The organism is Microvirga sp. BF8 (genome assembly GCF_059888585.1).
On sequence record NZ_CM187619.1, the window covers coordinates 3052346 to 3073721 of the forward strand.

Here is a 21376-nt window from a genome sequence, read left to right on the forward strand (position 1 = left end):
ATTGGGCAGGCTCAACCTCCCTCTCCTTGGGTACAGGGCTTTCATTCCCGCGTCCGCCTTCTCACGGGTGGGCCGGTGAGCGCAAATTGGCTGGGCGGAATCGAAATCGCCCTCGATCCCGGGTTCAAGACCTATTGGCGCACGCCGGGAGATTCGGGGCTCCCTCCCCGCTTCGACTGGTCTGCCTCGGACAACGTTGCAGCCGTCGAGGTGAAATGGCCGCCTCCGGCCCGCCATGACGATGCCGCCGGTGCTGCCTACATCTACCGCGACGCCGTGATCCTTCCCGTGATCGTGAAGCCTGTCGATCCGGCCAGGCCCGTGAAGCTCGGGCTGTCCATCGATTACGGCGTGTGCAAGGACATCTGCATCCCGGCCCATGCGGATCTGTCCCTTCCCCTCGGGCCGGATGCGGCGCAGCGCGCCGTGCTGGAGAAGGCGCTCGCCAGCCAGCCGCGCCCTCAGCCTGTCGGGGCGCATACGGATCTGTCCGTGCTGTCCATTGAGAACCTTGCCGGCGACAAGCCGGGTTTCGCGGTCAAGGTGCAGGCACCGGCAGGTTCGAAGCCCGCTCTCTTCGCCGAGGGACCGGAGAACTGGTATCTCTCCACTTCCGCACCCGACGCCGGAAACGTCTTTGCCGTCACCATTGAAGAGAAGCCGAAGGATGCAGCCGGTCCCGTCACGATTCGTCTTACGCTTGTCGACGGGGAGCGAGGCATCGAAACCGACGTGAAGCTCGACGGGGATGGGCGGCCGCGCTAGGAGAGAGGTGCACACACCGCCTCACCTTGGGAGAACTGCCTATGACCATCCAGGTTGGAGATCGCCTGCCGCAGGCGACGTTCCGCATCATGACCGCGGACGGACCCGTTGCGAAAACCACCGACGATCTCTTCAAGGGGCGCAAGGTCGTGCTCGTCGCCGTTCCCGGCGCTTTCACGCCCACGTGCCACCGCAATCATCTGCCGGGCTATGTGCAGAAGTTCGATGACATCAAGGCCAAGGGTATCGACGCCGTCGTCGTCACCTCGGTCAACGACGTGTTCGTGCTCGATGCGTGGTCGAAAGCGACCGGCGCCGAGAACATCGAATTCATATCCGACGGCAATGCCGAGTTCGCCAAGGCCCTCGGCCTCTCCATGGACGGTTCGGGATTCGGTCTCGGCATGCGCTCCCAGCGCTATGCCATGGTCGTCGACGACGGCGTCGTGAAGGTCCTGAACGTGGAGGATGCTCCCTCCAAGGCGCAGGTCTCCGGCGCCGAGAACCTGCTCAAGAGCCTCTGATCACCCTGGCCGGCCGGCGGCCTTCGCTCAGCCCCGCGCGAGCGAAGGCTTCGGGCCGGCGCCGTTGCCACTGCCCTTGAAGGGCTGAAGGGCCGCGACCGCCAGTTGATCCACCCGGACATTGGTCGGGTCATCCGCATGCCCCTTGACCCAGTGCCAAGCCACCTGATGGCGATGGGCGGCTTCATCCAGCGCCCGCCATAAGTCTTCGTTCTTCACGGGCTTGTTGTCCGCCGTGCGCCAGCCGCGCCGCTTCCAGTTGTGCATCCAGGATGTGATGCCCTGGCGCACATACTGGGAATCCGTGAAAAGATCGACGGTGCAGGCCCGCTTCAGGGCGTTCAGCCCCTCGATGGCAGCCCGCAACTCCATGCGGTTGTTGGTCGTCTGCGGCTCGCCCCCGGAGACTTCCTTCTCGACGCCGCGGAAAATCAGGATCGCCGCCCATCCGCCCGGGCCCGGATTCCCCGAGCAGGCTCCGTCCGTGTAGATCGTGACGCGCTCACGCTCACTCATGCGGCGAGCCCCAATTCACGGGCGTGCTTCACATGTCGGTGGAAGTTGAGCTTGCGGTCGTATTCGAGCGGATCCTTCGGCTTCACGAGGGCGCCCGGCGGGACATTGAGCCAGTCGACCAGGCGCGTCAGCATGAAGCGCATGGCCGAGCCTCGGCAGAGGATCGGCAAAGCCTCGATTTCGGCCGGTGCGAGCTTGCGGACGGACTGGTAGCAGCCAAGGAGCGCCCGGCCCTTTGTCAGGTTGAACGAACCGTCCGCCTCGAAGCACCAAGCATTGAGGCAGATGGCGACATCGTAGGCAAAGGCGTCGGTACAGGCGAAGTAGAAATCGATGAGACCCGACACCTCCCCGCCGATGAAGAACACGTTGTCGGTAAAGAGGTCGGCATGGATGATGCCGGACGGCAGGCCGCCCGGCCACTCGGCCTTGAGAGCCTCGAGCTCCTGCCGGGTCCGCTTCGCCAGTCCGGAGGCGACCGTATCGGCCTGGGCCTCGGCCTGGGCGAACAGGGGCGGCCAGCCGTCGATGGAGAGGGCGTTGGGCCGGACCATGTCGAAATCCTGACCCGCAAGGTGGAGCTTTGCCAGCGCCGCACCGAGGGCGCCGCAATGCTGCGCCGTCGGTCGCCGGACAGCGATTCCTTCGAGGAAGGTACAGATCGCAGCCGGCCGGCCCGTGAGCTTCCCCAGCGCCTCGCCCTTACGGTTGTTCACCGGCAGAGGGCAATTCAGGCCCTTCCGGGCCAGATGCTGCATGAGATCGATGAAGAACGGCAGGTCGCTCTCCTTCACCCGCTTCTCGTAAAGCGTCAGGATGTACGAGCCTGCCGTCGTGTGCAGGAAGTAGTTGGTGTTTTCCACGCCCTCGGCGATGCCCTTGTAGGACAGAACCGTGCCGATGTCGTAGGTGGCGAGGAAAACGGCGAGTTCCTCGTCCTGGACTTCCGTATAGACTGCCATGGTTTATTCCGCCGCCTGTTCGCGCAGTTCGCGAGGCAGTGGAAAGAACACGCTCTCATCCGCCGTCGAGACACTTTCGACCGACACCTCATACCGCTCGGCGAAGGCGTCGATGATTTCTTCCACAAGGACCTCCGGGGCCGATGCGCCCGCAGTGATCCCGAGCCGCCGGATATTGCCGAAGAGGCTCCAGTCGATATCCTCGGCCCTGAGGATCAGGCGCACGACCGGACAGCCTTCCCGCTCCGCAACCTCGCGGAGCCGCTGAGAATTGGAGGAATTGGGCGATCCGACCACGATCATCGCATCGACGAGGGGTGCCACGCGCTTGACCGCACCCTGCCGGTTGGTCGTGGCGTAGCAGATATCTTCCTTGTGCGGACCGACGATGGCCGGGAACCGGGCTTTCAAGGCCTCCACCATGTCCTGCGTGTCGTCCACGGAGAGCGTCGTCTGCGTCACGAAGGCGAGGTTGTTTTCGTCCACGGGATGGAGCCGGGCGATATCCTCCACAGTCTCGACCAGGGTGGCCGCGCCCTCGGGCAGCTGCCCCATGGTGCCGATCACCTCCGGATGACCGCGATGCCCGATCAGGACGATGTGGCGGCCGCGTTTGTGGTGGACCTGCGCCTCCCGGTGGACCTTGGTCACAAGCGGACAGGTCGCATCGATGGCGAAGAGGCGGCGGACGGCAGCGGCCTCCGGCACCGATTTCGGGACCCCGTGGGCGGAGAAAATGACAGGCGCATCGCCGTCCGGAATCTCGTCGAGCTCCCTCACGAAGACCGCGCCTTTCCGCCTCAGGCCCTCCACCACGTACTTGTTGTGGACGATTTCATGGCGGACATACACCGGAGCGCCGTAGATCGTCAGCGCCTGCTCGACCGCATCGATGGCGCGAACGACACCGGCGCAGAAGCCACGCGGCGCGCAAAGCAGGATATCGAGGGGCGGGTTCGTCATGATGCCGCGATGTGGCGAAACCGGGCCTGCAATGTCAAGCGGGAGCGACGCATATTCGCGCCGGCGGCAGGCTGAAGAAAGGCTCGCACTTCAGGAAAAGACCCCCTAGAAAGGGGGGCATCAGCTCACCAATTGCGAATACCGATGGCGGATACGGCCTCCCACGTCAGCTTTCTTCCCCCGATCCTGACCTTCTGCGGTGCAGCGGTCGTGGCCGTGCCCCTGTTCCGCCTCCTTGGCCTGAGCGCGGTCCTGGGCTATCTCGCCGCGGGCATCGTCATCGGCCCGTCCGGCCTGAGCCTCGTCGGGGAGCCGGAAACCATCGCCACGGTGGCCGAACTCGGCGTCGTCCTCCTGCTTTTCATCATCGGGCTCGAGCTCAAGCTGAGCCACCTGTGGTCGATGAAGCGCGACATCTTCGGGCTCGGCCTTGCCCAGCTTGTCCTCACGACCCTCTGCCTCGGGGCCGCCGCGGTCGAGATCGGCTTCTCTCCGAACAGCGCTTTCGTGACCGGCGTCGCACTGGCGCTCTCGGCTACAGCGATTGCCCTGCAGATGCTCGGCGAGCGGAACGATCTCCAGACGGCCTATGGGCAGCGCTCCTTTTCGATCCTGCTGTTCCAGGACCTCTCCGTCGTACCCCTTCTTGCCTTGCTGCCGCTCCTCGCGACGGGGCTGGATGCCATCGAGCACGATTCGCTCTCCGAGCGCCTGATGACGGTTGCGACGACCATCGGGGCAATTGCCGCCGTGGTGGTCGTGGGCCGTTATGGGCTGAATCCCTTCTTTCGTGTGCTAGCGCGCAGCGGCGCCCGCGAAGTCATGACCGCGTCCGCCCTGCTCGTCGTGCTCGGGTCGGCCCTGCTGATGCAGGAGGTCGGCCTCTCCATGGCCATGGGCGCCTTCCTGGCAGGCCTCCTGCTCGCGGAGTCGAACTTCCGGCACCAGCTTGAAGCTGATATCGAGCCGTTCCGCGGGATTCTGCTCGGCCTGTTCTTCATGAGCGTCGGCATGTCCATCGACCTCGCCCTCGTGCACAGGCAATGGATCGTCCTCGCCGTCGCCGCTCCGGTGGTGGTGGTCGGCAAGACCCTGATCATCACGCTTCTGTCGCGCCTCTTCGGTGCGACCTGGCGCGACGCTCTGCGCTCCGCCGTGCTCCTGAGTCCGGCCGGCGAGTTCGCCTTCGTCCTGATTCCCTTCGCGCTCAGCCTCGGCCTCATGCCCGGGCCGGAAGCGCAGCTCGTGACGGCGCTGGCCGCCATCACGATGCTCCTGGGACCCATCGTGGCGACGGTCATGGAGAAGTCCATGCACCTCCGGGATCAGGGAGAAGCCCATCCCGAGCAGGCGGGACTCCCAGGACAGGAAGGCGAACTCTCCAGCCGCGTGCTGGTGATCGGCTTCGGCCGCTTTGGCCAGATCGTCAATCAGGTGCTTCTCGCCCAGGGCATCGAGGCGACGGTCATCGACAAGGACGTGGAGCGCATCCGGGATGCGGCCCGCTTCGGCCTCAAAGTGTATTACGGCGACGGCACGCGCCTCGACGTCCTGCGTGCCGCTGGCGCAGCCACGGCGGAAATCGTCTGCATCTGCACAGACCATCCCGACACGACGCGGAAGATCGTCGAGATTGTCCACCAGGATTTCCAGAACGCCCGCAGCTTCGTGCGTGCCTATGACCGGATCCACGCGATCGGGCTCATGGGCATGGATGTGGATTACCAGATCAGGGAATGCTTCGAATCCGCGATAGCGTTCGGACAGGCGACCTTGGAGGAACTGGGCATCGATTCCGAAACCGCGCAAGCGAGCGCCGGCGAGATCCGCAAGCGCGATATCGCGCGCCTCGTCCTGCAGAAGACGAGCGGAGACATGGGCGGGGCCGAGCTTGTCGTCGGCGCGAAGATCACGCCCGAGCCCCTGTTGAAGCCCGCCACCAAGGCACGTGGGCTCAGCGCCGAAACCCGGGACATCCTGAACGAAAGCATCTTCTGATGGACACACCCCGTGTCGAGGAAACACCTCCGAAGGAGGTGAGCGCGCCGCGCTTCGTCGTCGGCTCGACCATGCGCCACGTGCTCGTCATGACCGGAACGGGCGCGGCCGGCCTGATCGCGATCTTCATCGTCGATCTCGTTTCCCTTCTCTACATCTCCTGGCTGAACGATCCAAGCATGACCGCGGGCGTGGGCATCGCCTCCGTCGTGATGTTCTTCACCATCTCGATCAACGTGGGACTGATGATTCCCATTGGCGCCCTCGTCTCGCGCGCTCTTGGCGCGCGGGAGAACGCCCGCGCCCGCCGTCTGGCAACTTCGGGCTGCGCTCTGATGGTCATCGTGGCGAGCCTCGTCAGCGTCGCGTCCCTGGCCAGCCTGCCTTGGACCCTCGGCCTGATCGGCGCCTCCGAGCGGACCTACGGCGTCGCCCATGACTTCCTCTGGATCTCCCTGCCGACCAACGGGCTGATGGCCCTCGCGATGGCCCTCTCCAACGTCCTGCGCGCCGTCGGCGATGCCAAGCGCAGCATGTATGCGACCCTCTCGGTCGCAGCCGTCACCGTGCTGCTCGATCCGCTGTTCATCTTCGGCCTGGGACTCAAGTCGAACGGTGCCGCTCTCACCATCGACCTCGCGCGCGTCGTCTATGTCTATGTCAGCTATCGCTATGTGACGCGGTATCACGATCTGCTGTCCTGGCCACGCCTCGACCACATGATCGCGGATGCGCGACCGTTCTTCGCCATTGCTGTCCCGGCCATCCTGACGAACATCGCCGCCCCGGTCGCGAACGCTTTCTTCACAGGCATCATGGCGCGCTTCGGCGACCAGGCCATTGCCGCCTCTGCGATCATCGACCGGGTCACGCCGGTTGCCTTCGGCGGCCTGTTCGCCCTCGCCGGGGCCATTGGACCGGTCATGGGCCAGAACTGGGGCGCGCGGCAATACGATCGAGTGCGGCAGATCCTGAAGGACGCCCTCACGTTCAACCTTGTCTATGTGGCGGTCGTCTGGCTGCTTCTCTATCTGCTTCAAGTCCCTTTGACGCTTCTGTTCAATGCGCCGCCCCTGACTGCGGAGATCGTCCAGTTCTTCTGCCAGTACAGTGGACTGATCTGGTTCTTCGTGGGCCTCGTTTTCGTCTGCAACGCGTCCTTCAACAATCTCGGCTTTCCACTGTTGTCGACGTTCTTCAATTGGGGCCGCGCCACGCTCGGCATGATCCCCTTCGCCTATGTTGGCGCCGAAATGGGAGGCCCGAAGGGCGCTCTCCTGGGGATCGGGGCGGGCTCCATTGCCTTCGGAATCGGGGCCGTCATCACAGCCTTCTGGACAATTCGCAAATTGGAGCGTCAAGCTACGGTGCCATTGTAGCCAACCCGGCACATTGCGTTTGTCGAGAGGATCCCTGTGATGCTCAACTGGTTCGATCTGATGCGGCAGGCCCAGTCGAACGCCGGCCTCGACGTGCTGACCCGGCAGTTCAACCTCTCCGAAGACCAGGCGCAGAAGGCCATGCTTGCCTTCCTCCCGGCCTTCGCCATCAGTATGCAACACCTCATGCTGACGGCACCGTCGAACCCGCTCCTCCAGGGCATGGCCGCCTCTTGGCCGGCAAACCCGTGGCAGGCGGCCATGACGTCGCAGGCGCAGCAGAATGGAAAGCGCCTGATCGACACTCTCTTCGGCTCCGACGAGGCAAGCCGGCGCATCGCACATCGCGCCGCCGATTTCACGGGCCTGAATGTCGAACTGATGCAGCAAATGCTGCCGCTGATGGCCGGCATCCTCGCTGGAACCATGCACCAGATGATGACCGGCCAGGGGCACGTGGCCGAGATGTTCCCGGACCCGGCCAAGGCGCCTGGAAAGGCCGGCGACGGAGCCGATCCCTGGACAGCCCTCTGGGCCGGATGGGCGCAGGCTTTTCCCCTGAAGGATCAAGGCGGCGGCGCGTCCAGGGAGCGCAAGCCATCCCCCTCCGGGCAGCGGGATGCCGCCCTCCCCTGGCAGGACATGATGCAGAAGGGGCAGGAGATGCAGATGCAATACCTGACCTCCCTCCAGTCGATCCTCGATGAGGCTTGGAAGACCCGCAAGCCCGGGCGCTAGAGCGTTGGCCCCAAAAGCGGAATCCACTTTCGGGAATTATCCGACGCCCCTCCTCAACAGACACACTGCCCGATGAGAAAGACCCGGTTCGCATGATGCGCTACGCGGCAAACGGACTTGTCTTCACAACGGGAACAACCGGTCGAACGGATTGCTCCTTCGGCCCGATCTTCTCGCCTCGGGCATGCCTCCCGGCACATCGAACCAAAACCCGTGAGGGATTGTGAAGCAGGGACCCGGAGAGCGCCCCTTCCACATCGCTCCGCATGAGCCCGATATCCTTGAGCATGCGATCATCGAATTCGGCCAGATGCATGATCTCGCGGCGGTGTTGCAGAGCCTTGGCAACGTCGGCAACGGCGCGGAAAATCGATCCCAGGAACGTCGCTCCGGGGAGTTTCGTGACGTTAATGGTGGACCGGATCATGGTTCTATCCTTGCTCTCTGACACTCTCAATTGTCGGTTGATCCGCCTGAAACGGAGGGTCGCGTCTCAAGCGGATGTCCTTCTCGTTTCAGCAGGATGAGCGAAACGCTCCAACGCGCAAATCACGTCCAAGTCCTTGAAACAAAAAGTTTTTATGTGGTCTGCATGATATTGTTAGCATGCTTGATTCATCACTTGAAACGATTGTTTGAGATATGTATCATCAGCAATTATGATGAACGGGAAAAGGCCGATGTACCTTCTGGATATCGATCAGCTGCGGACTTTCGTCGCCATCGCGGATACGGGCTCCTTCACCCGCGCAGCGGACGTGGTGCACAAGACGCAGAGCGCCGTTTCCATGCAGATGAAGCGCCTTGAGGACCGGGTCGGACGGGCAATCTTCGAACGCGACGGACGCCTCTCGAAGCTGACCGAGGAAGGCGAGCGGTTGCTGGATTATGCCCGCCGCATCGTGCGCCTGAACGCGGAATGCATGGCCTCCTTCAACGACAACGAGCTCGTCGGCCGGGTGCGGCTCGGCGTGCCGGACGACTACGCGGACCGCTACCTGCCCGAGATCCTGGCGCGCTTCTCGCGCTCCAATCCGAAGGCCGAGGTGACGGTGATGTGCGAGCCGACGCACAACCTGATCGAGCGCGTGCAGCACGGGGACATCGACCTCGCGATCATCACCCATGTGGATCGGCGCGGCCCGTCCGAGATCGTGCGCATTGAGCAACTCCTATGGGTTACGTCCGGTCGGCACGCGGTCCACGAGGAGACCCCGATCCCGCTGGCGCTGGGACGCCCGAACTGCGACTGGCGGCACTCCGCCACGGAAGCGCTGGAAAGCGCCGACCGGCCCTTCCGCATCGCCTATGTGGCATGGCACTCGACCGCCGTCGGCGCGGCGGTCCTGTCGGGGCTCGCGGTCTCGGTACTGCCTGAGAGCGCCGTGCGTCCCGGCATGCGGATCCTCGGCCCCTCGGATGGCTTCCCGGCCTTGCCTTCGTGCAAGATCGGCCTGATCCGCGCCCGCGGCGGGGAGAATCCGTTGGCGGATGCGCTTGGCTTCCACATCAAGCAGTCGCTCGACAATCTCGGCTCGACCCGGACGCTGCTGGCGCCGGCAGCCGAATAGCCCGCCGAAGCGTTCAGGTCTTGGCGGTCGGGCGGCGCAGCACGAGGATGTTGCCGGCGAGTGCCAGAACGACGCCGGCGAGTGCAAGCGGCGTCCACACATAGCCCTCGACCAGCGTCGACACGGCAAGTGCGATGATGGGGAAAAGCACCGTTGCGTAACCCGCTCGCGCAGCGCCCAGGCGGCGCAGAAGCGTCAGATAGGACGCGAAGGCGAGGACCGACGCGCCGATGGCGAGATAGGCCAGGGCCCCGAGATAGGTCACCGTCGGCTCGATGATGAAGTCGTTGCCGCGCACCAGGTTCAGTACGAGAAGCACGACCACGCCATAGGTCATCGCCCAGGCGTTTGCGGAGATCAGCGGCGCGCCCCGCCGCTGTACCACCGTCGAGATCATGTTGCCGGAGCAGAAGAACAGGGTGCCGAGCACGCAGAGGCCAAGACCGCGCAAGGCCGCGACGTTGAAGCCAGCACCGGTGATTTCGGGCCAGAACAGCAGCACGATTCCCAGTACGCCCACCAGGCCTCCGAAGGCGACCCGCGCCTCCACGCGCTGGCGGAAGATCACGAAGCCGAGCACCAGGTTGAAGATCGAGGCCAGGGAGAAGACGACGGACAGCAGCCCCGACGGCACGGTGAGGCCGCCATAATAGAAGCAGATGAAGTTGAACGAGAAGAGACAGAGGCCCACCGCCATGAAGCGCAGGTGATCGGAGAGCGCGAAGCGCACGCGCATGCCCGCCACAAGAACCCAGCCCCAGGTGCAGAGCGCCGCCAGCGCGAAGCGCCACAGCACGGACATCTCGGGGGCGACCACTCCAAGCTGGGCATGGATACCGATCCAGCTCACGCCCCACAGGACGACCGTGGCCCCATAGAGGCCAAGAGTGCTTCCCGCGAGCCGCGCGGATGGCGCGCCCGGCATCGTTCCAGCTTGTGTCATGGTGGCTTGCGACATGGTTTCATCCCTGCGGAGCGTCCGAATTACGCCGCGCGATCCATCAAGGCAAATGATGAAATATGATCGATTTTCCTTCGAACGCTGATGAGACGGCCGCAGCGTTTCGATGAAACTCCTCGAAACCTGGATGAAACGCCGGGGATGGAACCGCGAACCATTCAACCGGCCCGCCCCCGACGGCGGGCGGCCTTGATGGCGCGGATCCGCTCCCCGTCCTCGGCCTGCAGATGACAGCCGCGTTCGAGGATCTCCAGGGTATATTCGTCGCTCGTCAGTCCCAGCCTTTCGGCCCTGTCGTCCCGGAAGCGTGCCACGTCCCATGACGGGCTGCGCCAAGCGCTCCGCTTGGCTGCCTTCCAGGCGAAGTAAGTGCCGAAGCCGCCGCGCCCCCATTCGGGAACATGGACGGGATCGTCCAGAGGCGGGCCACCATTGTGGCTGCGCGGGGGTCTGCGTGGGGCCATGGCGTCCTCAGGTCTTCAGAACAACGACGAGATAGGTGCAGGGATCGGCCGCCCTGTTGCGAAAGACGCAATCCTGGGGTGGGCCAAGGGCAAGGCAATCGCCGGGTGCAAGTTCGTGAACGGTTCCGCCTTCGACGAAGGTGAGCTCTCCGGAGAGAACCCAGATCATCTGGCGGATGAAGGCATAGGACCCGGCGGGATAGGCGACTTCGGCCCCTGGCGGCAACTCGATCCGGGTGAGTTCGAAGGGCGGATCGGGCACCGGCGGGGAAATCTGACGGCGAAGATAGCCCGTGCCTGGGTCCTGCCAGACAGGCTGATCGGCCTCCCGCAGGAGGCGGCCTGGCTGCCGCTCGGCGCGGGCAAGCAGCGTGGACAGCGTCAATCCGAACGCACTCGACAGCCGTCCCAGCAGGACCGCGGTCGGACTCGTTTCGTGACGCTCGATTCTGCTGATCATCGCTTTCGAGACGCCGGAGCGCGCCGCGAGATCCGCAAGGGACCAGCCGCGCTGTTCCCGCTCGGTCCGGATCCGTTCAGCGATCAATGATCCTGCGTCGTCTGATATGGGTGACATTCGTCCATTATATTCAACATCTCCGAAAGGTCCAGATCTCCGCTGAAACCATCCGTACCAAGCAGCCCTGCCCTCCGGCGGGAATGGGAAGCGATCCAGCACCCCGTGGAGATCCAGAGAACCGGGTCAGTGAGGACGTGACGAAGTTGTTCCGCAGGTGACGATCCGCTGCTCGAAGGATTGAGCCTCGGACCCGGAAGCGCGCCTAGCAGATCCAGTGTCGGGTCTGACCGCAATGGCACTCGGTCAGGACGTGCCGACCAGATGTGCAACCAGCTCGCAGATGCACTGCGGCGGGCGGAAGCGGCCACGCGCTCACCTCTCCATGTTCAGCATGTATGAAGTCGCCTCCTGCGCGGACAACGCATCCATTGCGTATGTGAATGTGCCGCGCTCCTTCACTTCCCGGGCAGCGCGCATGAGGGCACCGAGGGCGGCTCGGGCGAAGGATCCCCCGACACTGATCCGCTTGACGCCCGCTCGTTCGAGCTCGCTGACAGTAAATGTCTGCCCTGCGAGCCCCATCACGACATTCACCGGGCGCTTGACGGATGAACATACCGTCCGAATGGCATCCAGGCTTGGAAGCCCAGGTGCATAGAGGACATCGGCGCCCACCGCTTCGAAGGCTTGCAGGCGGCGAATCGTGTCATCCAGGTCCGCACGCCCGTTCAGGAAGTTCTCAGCGCGCGCCGTCAGAACGAAAGGGTGTCGGCGTGCCTCCTCAGCAGCCGCAGCAATCCTTTCCACCGCAAGAGTGAAGTCGAAGATGGGAGCGGCGGGATTTCCGGTCGCATCCTCGATCGAGCCGCCGACGAGACCAACCTTCGAAGCGAGGGAAATTGTTTCGGCACAGGATGCTGGATCGGCCCCGAAGCCATCCTCCAGGTCGGCGGATACAGGCAGATCGGTCGCGTCGACGATGCTCCGTGCATTCCGCAGGATATCGTCGCGCGAAAGAGCGGCTGCCGAGTCACGTCGGCCGATGGAGAAGGCGAACCCCGCGCTGGTGGTCGCCAATGCTTCGAAGCCGAGGGCTGCGAGAATGCGGGCTGAACCCGCATCCCAGGGGTTAGGAATGACGAAAGCGCCCGGACGTCGATGCAACGCGCACAGTGCCTGATATTTGTCGCTCTGACTTGCCATGCCGTGCTCCTGCTCACAGGCGAAGCATAGCATGAAGCAAGAAAGGACAATCTGTCGGGCAATGATCGCCCACCGGATCTTCGGTCGTTTCCCGCTGCGCGCCGCAACACAGGTGAGAATTGGAGAGGCCTTCGCCGTGGGCTGGAGGGCATCATATCCGGCACATGGTGAAGCGTATCGCCTAGCACTCGGCAGCTGGAATGAGAGACAACGTCTCGAAGAGCAGCGTATTCGAATAACAACTCCAGCCCAAGACAAGACAGTTCTTTAGAACATTACATTGTTGAGACTGAATTGGATGAATCGTTAAGGGACCGCCTCCGGCTGGAAGTAGACGATCAAACGTTCTCTGCCGTCATCGATCAGGCGCGGCAGATTCAGAGCGAGCGGCAGTAATGACAAGACGGTCCTGCCGCTCTTGCCGGTGGCAGGACCGCACTGTCGAAGGCTCGCTCGGGTCTCATAAGAAGACAGCCGGTCTGTCCCAGGACTGTATCGGCCTTCTGCCGCGGCTTGCGAGGCGCCGTTGCGCTTTCACACAATGCACCTCCGCCACGAAAGCGCCGCGGCAAACCGTGTTCTCTCCGCGCGTTCATGCAAACCAGAAGTCGCTCGCCCTCAGCTGCGTTACTCCAGCGATGGTGATATCGTTGTCAGTATCGAAGCGGATCACGCTGTCACCATTCACTGTGTCGACGGTCAGGTCGAACAGGCTATGGATGCCGTCGGCCGCAAATGCCGTCAGGTCGATCCAATCGCGCCCCCTTTCAAAATCGAGTACCGTGTCGTGACCGTTCGGCGGTGCGAACACGAAGGCGTCCGCGCCGCCACCGCCGAAGAACGTGTCGTTACCGACGCCGCCTGTAAGCGTGTCCTTTCCGGTGCCGCCGTCGAGGTGGTTGCCGACTCCTCCGATCACCGTTAGGGCGTCGTTGCCCCCGCCGCCGCTTAGAAAGCTCGTGCCGATCAGCGAACCAACCGTCACTGTGGCCGTCAGAATGTCGTTGCCATTGCCGCCATCGAGGTGATTCTCCGCGCGGGAGCCTTCCCCATCAGGCACCAGATCCGGGACTGCCACTGACAGCAGGGCCACGAGCGTGTCGTCATCCGCGCCGCCGTTGAGTCGGTTTTCTGCATCGATGCTGAAAGTCCCCGACCGAACAACGAGTTCCGAGGTCAGGATGTCGTTGCCGATGCCTCCATCGAGAAGATTCAGTGCCTTCACATCGAAGGGACTGCTGGCCTCGGTCGTAGCGGTCAGGATGTCCTGTCCGACGCCTCCGTCCAGGTGATTGGTCGTATCCTTCTCACCTCTCATGACCGAAGTGATCGTATCGTTTCCACCTTCGCCCCAAAGCTCGTTGGTGCTGACCGTATCCCGGAAATTGGACGATGCCGCACTCGTCGCCAGCATGGTGTCATTGCCGCGACCACCATGGAGTTCGTTCAACATGGGCTGGTCGTAACGAGCGAACGCGAGAGTGGTAGACTCTAGATAATCGTCACCATCCCCGCCATCAATCATGGCAGTAGCGCTCCCAAGGGCGGACCCAAATCCGACCGAACGAGTGAATGCAGTGACGTGATCGTTCCCTGACCCACCGTCGACTACGGTTCTGACGACGTTATTCGCATCATGCTGGCCTTCGTTATCTGCAATGGCATTGATGGTGTCGTCTCCGGCTCCGCCAAAGGCATCGACCTGGAAAAGATCGATTATTGCATCCGTTTCCGCGCCGAGTTTCGCCGTGGCATTAATAAGATCGTTGCCCGATCCTCCATCGACCAGGATGTGTGCCGACAGCACCTGTACCGGCTGACCAGGATTGATTCGATCCCCTCGAAGGTCAGCGGTGGCATTCATCGAGTCGTCGCCCGCCCCGCCGAGCTGTACGATAACAGCATCGAGCCTCTCATGAGGCTGTGCCGTCAGAGTAAGGTTGGTGGTCAGTGTGTCGGAATCCTGACCGCCAATCAGCGCCGTGCGGTTGAACGTGCTGCTCAGGTCGTCGTCGCCGCGCAGACCGTCGACGATGTCACCTTCGGCCGCGGCGGCCAGCGTATCGTTGCCATTGGTGCCGATGATCGTCTGGTGAACAGGGTCGATCAGGGACAGCCAGTCCGCCGATGCGGGGGCGGCGCGGAGACGGGCTTCGCCTCCATTGCTCAGATCGGCGGTGGGTGCGTTTGCTGTCGCCATATTTGTCCTCCTGACGGATGTCGGGACAGTCCGGAACCGGAACCGGCCGCATCCGTGCGTCGTCGGCCCCGATGAATGCTGGCACGGCGCCGGAGCCAGATCGTTCGCCGCCGTGCCTTGAGTTCGCGGTCAGGCGAACAGGAAATCCGTCGCCTTCAAGTTGGCGACGCCAACGACGGTGACATCATTGTCCGTGTCGAAGCGGATGATGCTGTCGCCATTGGTCGTGTCGATGGTCAGGTCAGAAAACTCGTGAATGTCGGCAGTGGCAAAGGCCGTAAGGTCGATCAGGTCGCGGCCGCTGTCGAAATCGCCGATCGTGTCGTGACCGTTGGGCGGCGCGAAGACGAAGGCATCGGCGCCGCCGCCGCCGAAGAACGTGTCGTCGCCGGTGCCGCTGGTGAGCGTGTCCTTTCCGGTGCCGCCGTCGAGGTGATTGTCGGTCCCTCCGATGACGGTCAACCGGTCGTCTCCGGTGCCGCCGCTCAGGAAGCTCGTTCCCGCCGAGCCCGATGCAACCGTCGCCACGAGCGTGTCGTCGCCGCTTCCGCCGTCGAGATGGTTCTCTGCGGTAGATTCACCGACGGGCGTGCCGGGCGAAACGGTAACCGAAAGATACGCTTCGAGACTATCGTCGCCGAAGCCTCCGTTCAGGATGTTGGACAGATGGTACAGGTCGGACGGTGCGGGGCCGCCAATCGCCAAGGCATCCATGCGAGCGTTGAGCACATCCTTTCCCGCGCCACCTTCCAGTTGGTTGAGAGCTCGCACATGCTGACCTTGCGCATTGGACACAGCCGTGAGGGTGTCGTCGCCAATCCCGCCGTCAAGAAAATTGGTGACGTCGGACAGACCATTTCGGAACGCCGAATCCTGTGTCGCTTCCAGGACGTCGTTGCCCTGATCACCCCACAATTCATTGACGCCGACGGGTCCAAGGCCATTCGAGTTCGTGGTGTTGTGCGCGGTAACGACGTCGTCGCCGCGGCCACCGTGAACGGAGTTCCTGACAAGTTCTGTGTCGAGGGATATGCCATTGGCCGTCGCGTCGATGATGTCGTCGCCGTCGCCGCCGTCGATCTCATTGATGGCCGTGCCGGTGAACCCGGAAATGTTGGTTTGTGCAAGAGCGGTGATGTGATCCTCGCCGGAGCCGCCTTGAATGTGGTTCATGACATGATTGTCGCCAACCGAGCCGGTGGCGTCGGCAATGGCATTGATCGTGTCGTTTCCCGGGCCGCCGAGGACGTCCGTTCTCAGGGTGACGTCGGCTGACGTCGGCCCTGCGAGATTTGCAGTGGCATTGATGATGTCGTCGCCTCTGCCGCCGTCGGACAGGACATCAGCGGTGAGTTCCTGTGCGTGAGGAGTAGGAGACGAGCCACCTTGAAGCGACACGGTCGCGTTCAGGGTGTCGTTGTCCGCACCGCCGAGCTGGATGGCAAGACCATGGGCGGTTTCGTCGTCCGGTGCCGTCACGACGTCGTTAGTGGTCAGGGTATCGTTGCCCCGGTCACCGACCAATGCCGTGCGATTGAACGTGCTGCTCAGGTCGTCGTCGCCGCGCAGCCCCTCCACGATATCTCCATCCGCGCCGGCGGCAAGAGTGTCGTTGCCATTCGTGCCGACGATGGTTTCATGAACCGGATCGATCAGTGACAGCCAGTCCGCCGATGCGGCGGCGGCCAGCGCTCGGGTTTCGTCCGTGTCGATTGTGTCGGTGTTAGTCGCCATTGTCGTCCTCCTGGCGCTGGAAGCCCCCAAGGAACGCTTGACGGACACACGCACCCGACATCCGCCAGGTTTCGTCCGTCGCAACGAATGCCGCTGCGTGCCGAATCCCGCCCCTTCCGGTCGGGTTGCTCTATGTCACCACGCAGCCACCGATGGTGTTGCGGCCACTTACGGCCAAGCCGGCGATCCGGCGTCGCTCGTTTCGAACTTAGGGAACGTTCGATGCTGATCGGGTCTGTATCGACCGGCCGATGCTCAATCGCGCCGATTACAACGGAGTGTGCCCCGCTCTTCAACCGTTCATAAGAGGTAACGGATCTCCAGAACCGCCATTTCCGTCCCTTTCGAGTAGGGGCTACGGGGCCAGGACGGTCCGGTTTACGGGCCTCAGGCCACGGGATTGAGGCCTGGTGGAGGCGATGGCTATTTCGCTGCGGCAAGGAGGGCCAGAGTCACTTTACTAGAGGACAGCTATCGCACTTCAAGAAATACCCTCCAGTTCTCACACACCGAACCCTCAGAACCCGACCTCAAGCAAGGATAGGCACCTCTATTCCTCGTATCATGGAGGAAAGTCTGTCGATATTTCAGAAAGCAAGCGAATCTCGGTTCGCCTTTCCGAAGCGTCTGTTCAATAATCCTGGCACTTCACAAGGGGACAACGCGATGAACACTTCCATGCTCTTCACTCGGACTTTGCAGACCTCTCGCTGGGTCCCGGCCCTGTTGGCACTGGGTCTGCTGTTCGCACCGGGCATGGCTCAGGCGCAGGACGTTCGATCTCCCGCGAGGGAGATGGCGGCTCCGTCAAAAGACGCTACCTCCACCCGTATCGTCCTCGTGGAATGGCGCATCAAAAAGGGGCGTGAGCAGGAATTCGTGGATTACTGGTCGAAGCAGGCGACGATCGCGGATCGCTCCGGCCTGGTCGGCGAGTTCCTCAGCCGAGTGGAGGACCGAAAGCAGTTCCCCTGGATGGTGTGGAATCTCGATCCGCGCTGGACCACCTTCGTGAATGTGGGCATCTGGCGCAGTGGCGCCGACTTCGACCAGCAAATCGGTCGCTTCATCAACAATGCAAAGCCGCCCTTGGCCTTCGAGGCGCAGAAGCGCCGCCGCGTCCTCGTTGCGCCCGAGCGCTGGCGCATCGGCGCCACGCCCTTCATGACGGCGGACCATCCGGCGGTGCGATGAGATTGCTCCTTCCGAAGCGAGGCAATGCCCGGCCGGGCGGCCCCGGAAAGCCGAAGGCATTGTTCCGGCCCAGACACTTTCTCGTCGCCGTCATCCTGGCGGCCGTCATCATGATCCCGGTCTGGGGCGTTATCTGGTGGCTTCTTCCCTGACTTCGCGATGCAGGAGGGAGGGAGCCGGTGGCCAGCGGCGGCTCCATTGCCATATGGCCCGAGCCGAGCCGTCGATCAATCCTGGCAGGGCCGGGGCTGTGGAATCCTCGACAGGGAATGCACCGCCTGGGAGGCGACGATCTGCCGGCACCGGCCGGCAATCCTGCGCCTCGCGGACAGAGCGATGGACCGGACCTGCTGTTCCGAGGTACCGTCGCGCGCCATGAGCTGACGCACGATGGGATCGGACAGCAATTCCGTCAGGCTGGGCTCGCGACGATATGGCATTGGCGGCTCCGCTTCATCCCAAGGGCCGATTCACTAAGCGATCTATGTGACGTGGCTGTGGCAGCGTCGAACCCGAGAATGGACGACATGTCGCGATGTCAGAGCCGCGCGCGCGTACTGCGTGGCGTTGCAAGGAGAAGGTTGGTCTCCGAGGCCATGACGCCAGGAATGAGCCGGATACGCCGCAGCACGGCGTCGAAATCCGTCAGGCTGGCAGCGCCAAGTTCGACCACGAGGTCCCATTTGCCGTTGGTCGTGTGGATGGCGCTGACCTCGGGGAAGCCGCCCAGGGCGTCCACCACCCGGTCGGCCGCCCTGCCCTCGACCTCGATCAACATGATGCCGCGAACGGGCAGCGATACCGCATCCGCCCGCAGGATGACCGTATAGCCGACAATGTCGCCGGATCGTTCCAGGCGTTCCATCCGGGCCCGCACTGTCGCCCGCGAGACGCCGAGCTCCAGCGCCAGATCGGAGATGCTGCGCCGCCCGTTATGGCGCAGGAGCGTGATGAGGCGCTGGTCCAGTCCGTCCATAAGTCACCATATTGATAAGCGATTCTTTTCTTTTTGGAAAATAAACCCGCCGTTATTGTCAATCTTTATCGTTCGTTTCGCCAACTTCGTTCGGTAGCTTCCCAGCTGGCCACAAGGAGAACCGAATGACGCGCAGACCATGTATCCTCTTGGGAGTTCCGGTGCAGGAAGGAGCGGGCTATCTCGGCTGCGACATGGGTCCGAGCGCCTTCCGGACGGCGGGCCTCGCCGGAGCCCTGCGCGAACTCGGCTACGAGGTCGAGGACCGGGGAAACCTTGCGCCGGCTCCGCGCCGGGATCTCACGCATCCAAACAAGGCCATCAAGGCTCTACCCGAGGTGGTTGCCTGGACGGAGACGATTGCGAAAGCCGCTTATGAGGCCAGTGGCGACGGCATGCCGATCTTCCTCGGCGGCGACCACAGCCTGTCTGCCGGCTCGATGACCGGCCTGAGTCGCCGGGCGGTCGACGACGACCGCGAATTCTTCGTCCTATGGCTCGACTCGCACCCAGACTTCCACACACTCGACACGACGCAGAGCGGCAACCTGCACGGCGTGCCGATGGCCTATGCCACCGGCCGCGACGGCTTCGACCGCCACTTTCCGGCCGTGCATGCGCCGGTCAGGCCGGAAAATGTGTGCATGATGGGCATTCGCAGCGTCGACCCTGCGGAGCGTGCCGCCCTGGCGACGGCGGGCGTCACGATCCATGACATGCGCGCCATTGACGAGAACGGCGTCGGGCCGCTGCTCGATGCGTTCCTGCGACGGGTCGCAGGCGCCAGGGGCCGACTGCATGTGAGCTTCGACGTGGACTTCATCGATCCGAGCATCGCGCCCGGCGTCGGAACCACGGTTCCGGGCGGCGCTACGTTCCGCGAGGCACATCTGATCATGGAAATCCTTCACGACAGCGGCCTCGTCACCAGCCTGGATCTCGTCGAGCTCAACCCCTTTCTGGACGAGCGCGGTCGCACCGCCCTGCTCATGGTGGATTTCGTCGCAAGCCTCATGGGCCGGCGCGTCCTCGACCGCCCGACGCGGAGCTACTGAAAATGATCGCGAACCTCAACGTCGTTCCCTTCGTCAGCGTCGACCACATGATGAAACTGGTTCTCGCCATCGGCGTGGAACGCTTTCTCACGGAGCTGGCGGATGACATCGAAGCCGATTTCCGCCGCTGGGAATTGTTCGACAAGACGCCCCGTGTCGCATCGCACAGCAAGGAGGGCGTCATCGAGCTCATGCCCACCAGCGACGGCGAAGTCTACGGTTTCAAATATGTGAACGGTCATCCGAAGAATACCCGTGAAGGACGCCAGACCGTCACCGCCTTCGGCGTGCTGGCGGATGTGGGAACGGGTTATCCCGTCCTGCTGACTGAAATGACCATCCTCACCGCCTTGCGTACGGCGGCGACCTCTGCGCTCGCCGCCAAGCACCTCGCGCCGAGGGGGGCGCGCACCATGGCGATGATCGGCAACGGCGCGCAGGCCGAGTTCCAAGCCCTCGCCTTCAAGGCCCTGCTGGGCGTAGACCGGCTCCGCCTCTATGACATCGACCGGGCAGCAAGTGCGAAATGCGTCCGCAATCTGGCGGGGATGGGACTGGACATCAAGGTATGCGCCTCCATCGAGGAAGCGATGGAGGGGGCCGAGATCGTCACCACCGTCACCGCCGACAAACAGAACGCGACCATCCTGACCGACAACATGATCGGGTCCGGCATCCATATCAACGCCATTGGCGGCGACTGCCCGGGAAAGACCGAGCTGCATCCGGACATCCTGAGGCGATCCGACATCTTCGTGGAATATCCACCGCAGACACGCATCGAAGGGGAGATCCAACAGCTGAGCCCCGATCATCCCGTCACCGAGTTGTGGCAGGTGATCGCGGGCCTCGCGCCGGGACGAAGGGATGCCCGGCAGATCACCCTGTTCGATTCGGTCGGATTCGCCATCGAGGATTTCTCTGCCCTGCGCTACGTGAAGCGGCAGATCGCCCGCACAGGCCTCTATGAAGAGCTCGATCTCCTTGCCGACCCGGATGATCCGCGCGACCTCTTTGGCATGATCCTGCGTGCGGCAGCCGCTCCGACGGCGGCGTGATCGCCGGAGGCGCATCGCTGTCCGCCGACATGGTTTTAACGCAATGGCAAGCTCCTCCGGGGCAGGCTGCGCCGCCTCGAATGCATTCTAAAATTGCGGAGCTCAGAATGAGCAGCATCACGATCCGGCCCATCGCACGGGAGGACTATGCCCGGTGGGAGCCGCTATGGGACGGCTACAATGCCTTCTATGGTCGCTCGGGACCGACCGCCCTCGACCCCGCCGTCACGCGAATGACCTGGGAGCGCTTTTTCGACGCCTATGAGCCGGTCCATGCTCTCGTGGCCGAGAACGACGGCCAGCTCCTTGGCCTGACACATTATCTCTTCCACCGCAGCACCACGGCTATCGCGCCAATCTGCTACCTGCAGGATCTGTTCACCAGCGAAGCCGCACGTGGAAGAGGTGTCGGCCGGGCCCTGATCGAGGGAGTCTATGAGCGAGCCGCCCTCGCTGGATGCCCCCGCGTCTACTGGCAGACGCACGAGACGAATGCGACGGCGATGCAGCTCTATGACAAGGTGGCGGATCGCTCGGGCTTTGTCGTCTATCGCAGGCAATTCTGAACCACGGGACGACAGAATCACCCTGAAAC

23 protein-coding genes are annotated in these 21376 nt (G+C 63.2%); 11 read left to right on the forward strand and 12 right to left on the reverse strand.

From position 1 onward, the window contains the following. Window positions 1–75 precede the first annotated feature (75 nt). On the forward strand, window positions 76–765 hold the full coding sequence (locus tag AC522E_RS14515) for a protein-disulfide reductase DsbD domain-containing protein (RefSeq protein ID WP_500746966.1): 690 nt from the start codon (window positions 76–78) through the stop codon (window positions 763–765). Between the two features lie 41 nt (window positions 766–806). Beyond that, a complete protein-coding gene (locus tag AC522E_RS14520; protein WP_500746967.1) occupies window positions 807–1289 on the forward strand; it encodes a peroxiredoxin in 483 nt (160 codons plus the stop codon). A 27-nt stretch (window positions 1290–1316) separates the two neighbouring features. Here AC522E_RS14520 and rnhA read toward each other — a convergent pair whose 3' ends face one another. From rnhA to ispH, 3 genes are read right to left on the reverse strand one after another with little or no spacing between them, the layout of a single operon-like run. Further along, on the reverse strand, window positions 1317–1805 hold the full coding sequence (gene rnhA / locus AC522E_RS14525; RefSeq protein ID WP_500746968.1) for a ribonuclease HI: 489 nt from the start codon (window positions 1803–1805) through the stop codon (window positions 1317–1319). After that, a complete protein-coding gene (locus tag AC522E_RS14530; protein WP_500746969.1) occupies window positions 1802–2767 on the reverse strand; it encodes a homoserine kinase in 966 nt (321 codons plus the stop codon). Before AC522E_RS14530 ends, rnhA begins: the two co-directional genes overlap by 4 nt. Window positions 2768–2770: 3 nt before the next feature. Beyond that, window positions 2771–3730 carry a 4-hydroxy-3-methylbut-2-enyl diphosphate reductase gene (ispH, locus tag AC522E_RS14535; RefSeq protein ID WP_500746970.1) on the reverse strand — a complete coding sequence of 320 codons (960 nt, stop codon included), beginning with the start codon at window positions 3728–3730 and terminating at the stop codon, window positions 2771–2773. A 144-nt stretch (window positions 3731–3874) separates the two neighbouring features. Between ispH and AC522E_RS14540 the strand changes: the two genes are divergently transcribed. The 3 genes from AC522E_RS14540 to AC522E_RS14550 are packed head-to-tail and all read left to right on the forward strand — an operon-like array spanning window position 3875 to window position 7845. After that, a complete protein-coding gene (locus tag AC522E_RS14540) occupies window positions 3875–5728 on the forward strand; it encodes a monovalent cation:proton antiporter-2 (CPA2) family protein (protein WP_500746971.1) in 1854 nt (617 codons plus the stop codon). Continuing rightward, window positions 5728–7107, forward strand: a complete 1380-nt coding sequence (locus AC522E_RS14545) for an MATE family efflux transporter (protein ID WP_500746972.1) — start codon at window positions 5728–5730, stop codon at window positions 7105–7107. Before AC522E_RS14540 ends, AC522E_RS14545 begins: the two co-directional genes overlap by 1 nt. Window positions 7108–7146: 39 nt before the next feature. Further along, the gene (locus AC522E_RS14550) at window positions 7147–7845 is read left to right on the forward strand and encodes a DUF937 domain-containing protein (protein ID WP_500746973.1); all 699 of its coding nucleotides are present in this window, start codon (window positions 7147–7149) and stop codon (window positions 7843–7845) included. A 100-nt stretch (window positions 7846–7945) separates the two neighbouring features. Here the strand turns inward: AC522E_RS14550 and AC522E_RS14555 are convergent, their stop codons facing one another. Further along, window positions 7946–8272: a DUF1127 domain-containing protein gene (locus AC522E_RS14555; RefSeq protein WP_500746974.1), complete on the reverse strand. Its 327-nt coding sequence runs from the start codon at window positions 8270–8272 to the stop codon at window positions 7946–7948. Between the two features lie 253 nt (window positions 8273–8525). Here AC522E_RS14555 and AC522E_RS14560 point away from each other — a divergent pair, with 253 nt between their 5' ends. Next, entirely contained in the window at window positions 8526–9416 is an 891-nt protein-coding gene (locus tag AC522E_RS14560; RefSeq protein WP_500746975.1) for a LysR substrate-binding domain-containing protein, read from the forward strand. A gap of 13 nt (window positions 9417–9429) precedes the next feature. On the opposite strand, the gene AC522E_RS14565 is transcribed toward AC522E_RS14560, so the two are convergent. From AC522E_RS14565 to AC522E_RS14590, 6 genes are all read right to left on the reverse strand, one after another. Continuing rightward, the gene (locus AC522E_RS14565) at window positions 9430–10374 is read right to left on the reverse strand and encodes a DMT family transporter (RefSeq protein ID WP_500746976.1); all 945 of its coding nucleotides are present in this window, start codon (window positions 10372–10374) and stop codon (window positions 9430–9432) included. A gap of 161 nt (window positions 10375–10535) precedes the next feature. Beyond that, window positions 10536–10841, reverse strand: a complete 306-nt coding sequence (locus AC522E_RS14570) for a hypothetical protein (RefSeq protein ID WP_500746977.1) — start codon at window positions 10839–10841, stop codon at window positions 10536–10538. Window positions 10842–10848: 7 nt separating this feature from the next. Next, window positions 10849–11418: a helix-turn-helix domain-containing protein gene (locus AC522E_RS14575; protein WP_500746978.1), complete on the reverse strand. Its 570-nt coding sequence runs from the start codon at window positions 11416–11418 to the stop codon at window positions 10849–10851. 315 nt (window positions 11419–11733) lie between these two features. After that, a complete protein-coding gene (locus tag AC522E_RS14580; RefSeq protein WP_500746979.1) occupies window positions 11734–12564 on the reverse strand; it encodes an isocitrate lyase/PEP mutase family protein in 831 nt (276 codons plus the stop codon). A gap of 592 nt (window positions 12565–13156) precedes the next feature. After that, a complete protein-coding gene (locus AC522E_RS14585) occupies window positions 13157–14764 on the reverse strand; it encodes a M10 family metallopeptidase C-terminal domain-containing protein (protein ID WP_500746980.1) in 1608 nt (535 codons plus the stop codon). Between the two features lie 129 nt (window positions 14765–14893). After that, window positions 14894–16498 (reverse strand): hypothetical protein, encoded by a 1605-nt coding sequence (locus tag AC522E_RS14590; protein WP_500746981.1) that lies wholly within the window; start codon window positions 16496–16498, stop codon window positions 14894–14896. Between the two features lie 666 nt (window positions 16499–17164). On the opposite strand from AC522E_RS14590, the gene AC522E_RS14595 reads away from it, so the two are divergent. Both AC522E_RS14595 and AC522E_RS14600 read left to right on the forward strand, forming a co-directional pair. Next, window positions 17165–17692 carry a hypothetical protein gene (locus AC522E_RS14595; protein WP_500746982.1) on the forward strand — a complete coding sequence of 176 codons (528 nt, stop codon included), beginning with the start codon at window positions 17165–17167 and terminating at the stop codon, window positions 17690–17692. Further along, window positions 17689–17844, forward strand: a complete 156-nt coding sequence (locus AC522E_RS14600; protein ID WP_500746983.1) for a hypothetical protein — start codon at window positions 17689–17691, stop codon at window positions 17842–17844. Before AC522E_RS14595 ends, AC522E_RS14600 begins: the two co-directional genes overlap by 4 nt. A 75-nt stretch (window positions 17845–17919) precedes the next feature. Here AC522E_RS14600 and AC522E_RS14605 read toward each other — a convergent pair whose 3' ends face one another. Together AC522E_RS14605 and AC522E_RS14610 are read right to left on the reverse strand one after the other, a co-directional pair. Beyond that, entirely contained in the window at window positions 17920–18132 is a 213-nt protein-coding gene (locus AC522E_RS14605) for a hypothetical protein (protein WP_500746984.1), read from the reverse strand. 98 nt (window positions 18133–18230) lie between these two features. Then, a complete protein-coding gene (locus AC522E_RS14610) occupies window positions 18231–18668 on the reverse strand; it encodes an Lrp/AsnC family transcriptional regulator (RefSeq protein WP_500746985.1) in 438 nt (145 codons plus the stop codon). A gap of 125 nt (window positions 18669–18793) precedes the next feature. Here AC522E_RS14610 and rocF point away from each other — a divergent pair, with 125 nt between their 5' ends. From rocF to AC522E_RS14625, 3 genes are all read left to right on the forward strand, one after another. Beyond that, the gene (gene rocF / locus AC522E_RS14615) at window positions 18794–19723 is read left to right on the forward strand and encodes an arginase (RefSeq protein WP_500746986.1); all 930 of its coding nucleotides are present in this window, start codon (window positions 18794–18796) and stop codon (window positions 19721–19723) included. A 2-nt stretch (window positions 19724–19725) separates the two neighbouring features. Further along, entirely contained in the window at window positions 19726–20781 is a 1056-nt protein-coding gene (gene ocd / locus AC522E_RS14620; protein WP_500746987.1) for an ornithine cyclodeaminase, read from the forward strand. A 107-nt stretch (window positions 20782–20888) separates the two neighbouring features. Next, window positions 20889–21347, forward strand: coding sequence for a GNAT family N-acetyltransferase (locus tag AC522E_RS14625; RefSeq protein ID WP_500746988.1), 459 nt, complete (start codon window positions 20889–20891; stop codon window positions 21345–21347). Window positions 21348–21376: the final 29 nt, after the last annotated feature.

Bases quoted from the DNA above. Each gene is read 5' to 3' on its own strand.
- AC522E_RS14625 (WP_500746988.1), top strand. From the start codon at position 20,889: ATGAGCAGCATCACGATCCGGCCCATCGCACGGGAGGACTATGCCCGG.
- AC522E_RS14530 (WP_500746969.1), bottom strand. From the start codon at position 2,767: ATGGCAGTCTATACGGAAGTCCAGGACGAGGAACTCGCCGTTTTCCTC.
- AC522E_RS14560 (WP_500746975.1), top strand. From the start codon at position 8,526: ATGTACCTTCTGGATATCGATCAGCTGCGGACTTTCGTCGCCATCGCG.
- AC522E_RS14590 (WP_500746981.1), bottom strand. From the start codon at position 16,498: ATGGCGACTAACACCGACACAATCGACACGGACGAAACCCGAGCGCTG.
- AC522E_RS14540 (WP_500746971.1), top strand. From the start codon at position 3,875: ATGGCGGATACGGCCTCCCACGTCAGCTTTCTTCCCCCGATCCTGACC.
- AC522E_RS14610 (WP_500746985.1), bottom strand. From the start codon at position 18,668: ATGGACGGACTGGACCAGCGCCTCATCACGCTCCTGCGCCATAACGGG.
- AC522E_RS14600 (WP_500746983.1), top strand. From the start codon at position 17,689: ATGAGATTGCTCCTTCCGAAGCGAGGCAATGCCCGGCCGGGCGGCCCC.
- AC522E_RS14520 (WP_500746967.1), top strand. From the start codon at position 807: ATGACCATCCAGGTTGGAGATCGCCTGCCGCAGGCGACGTTCCGCATC.
- AC522E_RS14585 (WP_500746980.1), bottom strand. From the start codon at position 14,764: ATGGCGACAGCAAACGCACCCACCGCCGATCTGAGCAATGGAGGCGAA.
- AC522E_RS14605 (WP_500746984.1), bottom strand. From the start codon at position 18,132: ATGCCATATCGTCGCGAGCCCAGCCTGACGGAATTGCTGTCCGATCCC.
- rocF (WP_500746986.1), top strand. From the start codon at position 18,794: ATGACGCGCAGACCATGTATCCTCTTGGGAGTTCCGGTGCAGGAAGGA.
- AC522E_RS14595 (WP_500746982.1), top strand. From the start codon at position 17,165: ATGAACACTTCCATGCTCTTCACTCGGACTTTGCAGACCTCTCGCTGG.
- AC522E_RS14555 (WP_500746974.1), bottom strand. From the start codon at position 8,272: ATGATCCGGTCCACCATTAACGTCACGAAACTCCCCGGAGCGACGTTC.
- ispH (WP_500746970.1), bottom strand. From the start codon at position 3,730: ATGACGAACCCGCCCCTCGATATCCTGCTTTGCGCGCCGCGTGGCTTC.
- AC522E_RS14545 (WP_500746972.1), top strand. From the start codon at position 5,728: ATGGACACACCCCGTGTCGAGGAAACACCTCCGAAGGAGGTGAGCGCG.
- rnhA (WP_500746968.1), bottom strand. From the start codon at position 1,805: ATGAGTGAGCGTGAGCGCGTCACGATCTACACGGACGGAGCCTGCTCG.
- AC522E_RS14570 (WP_500746977.1), bottom strand. From the start codon at position 10,841: ATGGCCCCACGCAGACCCCCGCGCAGCCACAATGGTGGCCCGCCTCTG.
- ocd (WP_500746987.1), top strand. From the start codon at position 19,726: ATGATCGCGAACCTCAACGTCGTTCCCTTCGTCAGCGTCGACCACATG.
- AC522E_RS14575 (WP_500746978.1), bottom strand. From the start codon at position 11,418: ATGTCACCCATATCAGACGACGCAGGATCATTGATCGCTGAACGGATC.
- AC522E_RS14565 (WP_500746976.1), bottom strand. From the start codon at position 10,374: ATGTCGCAAGCCACCATGACACAAGCTGGAACGATGCCGGGCGCGCCA.
- AC522E_RS14550 (WP_500746973.1), top strand. From the start codon at position 7,147: ATGCTCAACTGGTTCGATCTGATGCGGCAGGCCCAGTCGAACGCCGGC.
- AC522E_RS14580 (WP_500746979.1), bottom strand. From the start codon at position 12,564: ATGGCAAGTCAGAGCGACAAATATCAGGCACTGTGCGCGTTGCATCGA.